This is a genomic window from Mesorhizobium sp. M1E.F.Ca.ET.041.01.1.1 (assembly GCF_003997355.1).
Lineage (GTDB): Bacteria > Pseudomonadota > Alphaproteobacteria > Rhizobiales > Rhizobiaceae > Mesorhizobium.
The window spans coordinates 1-1,912 of record NZ_RZSL01000869.1 but is presented as its reverse complement, the minus strand read 5'-3'; the positions used below and the strand labels follow the sequence as shown (position 1 = coordinate 1,912).

The 1,912-nt window shown below is 65.6% G+C and carries 3 protein-coding genes; all 3 read left to right on the top strand.

Going from position 1 to position 1,912, the window contains the following annotated elements:
• A partial coding sequence (locus EOA38_RS35240) for an SAM-dependent methyltransferase (protein WP_189435130.1) occupies positions 1-644 on the top strand: 644 nt, incomplete at its 5' end.
• Positions 645-749: 105 nt separating this feature from the next.
• On the top strand, positions 750-1,538 hold the full coding sequence (gene pgeF, locus EOA38_RS35235) for a peptidoglycan editing factor PgeF (RefSeq protein WP_126092383.1): 789 nt from the start codon (positions 750-752) through the stop codon (positions 1,536-1,538).
• On the top strand, positions 1,538-1,912 hold a 375-nt coding region (locus tag EOA38_RS35230), incomplete at its 3' end, for an aminopeptidase P family N-terminal domain-containing protein (protein ID WP_189435128.1). The genes pgeF and EOA38_RS35230, both read left to right, overlap by 1 nt.

Sequence of the window (1,912 nt, the reverse complement as noted above, 5' to 3'; positions counted from 1 at the left end):
TCGACACCCTGCCGCACCAGCCGCTCTTCATCGTCGGCAACGAGCTGTTCGACGCGGTGCCGATCCGCCAGTTCGTCCATGTCGGCGCAGGCTGGCGCGAGCGGATGGTCGGCCTCGACGATGCCGACAATCTCCATTTCTTTGCCGGCGCCGGTTCCGTCGACCCGGCGCTGCTGCCGTCGGGCGCGGCGGACGCGCCGCAAGGCGCGATCGCCGAGGTGGCGCCGGCCCGCGCGGCGTTGATGTCGGCGATTGCCGAGCGCATCGCCGGCCGCGGCGGCGCCGGGCTCTTCATCGATTATGGCCATCTTGAGCCCGGCATCGGCGACACATTGCAGGCGCTGCGCAGGCACGATCACGAAGACGTGCTCGCCAATCCCGGCGAGGCCGATCTCACCGCCCATGTGGATTTCGCGGCCTTGGCAGCGACCGTCCGGGCGCACGGCCTCGATGCGGAACTGACCACGCAAGGCGAATTCCTGCTTGGCATGGGGCTGCTCGAGCGCGCCGGTTCACTCGGCGCCGACGCCGATGACGGCGCGCGGCAGGCGATTTCCGACGCGGTCGAACGCCTCGCGGGTTCAGATGCCATGGGCGAGCTCTTCAAGGTGATGAAGGTCCTGCCGGCGGCGAAAACCGGCTGACATCGACAGGCAATCCGTGCAAGCTGGCCCGGCTACTTGCCCGAGCTTCGCCCCTCGCCGAACTTCACCTTGACGAAATCGCCCACGCGGACAACAAACCCATCCATGCTGAATCAGACCAGACCCGATCCAGTACGCTCGCCTCTTCTGGAGAAGGCGCAAGGCATCCGTCACGGTTACTTCACGCGCATCGGCGGCGTCTCCGGCGGCATCTACCAGGGCCTCAACATCGGCACGGGCTCCAGCGACGATCAAACGCTGGTGGCCGAAAATCGCCGTCGCGTCGCCGACTGGATGGGCGTGCCGGCGGATCATCTCCTCACCGCGCACCAGGTCCATTCGCCCGATGTCGTCATCGCCAGGGAACCTTTTGCGTATCCGCGACCCAAGGCCGACGCCGTCGTCACTGATCGGCCGGGCATCGCCGTCGGCGCCTCGACGGCCGATTGTGGGCCGGTGCTGTTCGCCGACCCCGAAGCCCGCGTCATCGGCGCGGCGCACGCCGGCTGGAAAGGTGCTTTCACCGGCGTGCTCGAAAACACCGTTGCCGCGATGGAAGGTCTCGGCGCCCGCCGTGATCGCATCGTCGCCGTGCTCGGCCCCTCGATCGGACCCGACAATTACGAGGTCGGAGCGGAATTCGTCTCCCGCTTCGTCGAGGCCGACGCCGGCAACCAACGCTATTTCAGGTCGTCGGTGAACCCCCGCCACTCGATGTTCGACCTCAACCAATATACGGTCGACCGGCTGCGCAAGGCCGGCGTGACCGCCGAAGGGCTCGGCCGCTGCACTTACGCGGAAGAGGATCTTTTCTATTCCTACCGGCGCACCACCCACCGCAGGGAAGCGGATTACGGGCGCCAGGTTTCGGCAATCGTTCTGGAGAAAGAATAATGGCGCTGCATTTCGAACGTTCGGAATTCGACGCGCGGCGCGACCGGCTGCTGATCGAAATGGCCGAGAAGAAGCTCGACGCCGTGCTTTTGTTCGCGCAGGAGAGCATGTACTGGCTGACCGGCTACGACACGTTCGGCTTCTGCTTCTTCCAGTGTCTGGTAGTGAAGGCCGACGGATCGATGGTGCTGCTCACCCGCTCGGCCGATTTGAGACAAGCGCGCCACACCTCGACCATCGAAAACATCGTGCTGTGGACCGATCGCGACGGCGCCAATCCGGCGATCGACCTGCGCAACCTGCTCAATGACCTCGATCTGCTCGGCGCCCGCATCGGCGTCGAATACGACACGCATGGCCTGACCGCCTACAAC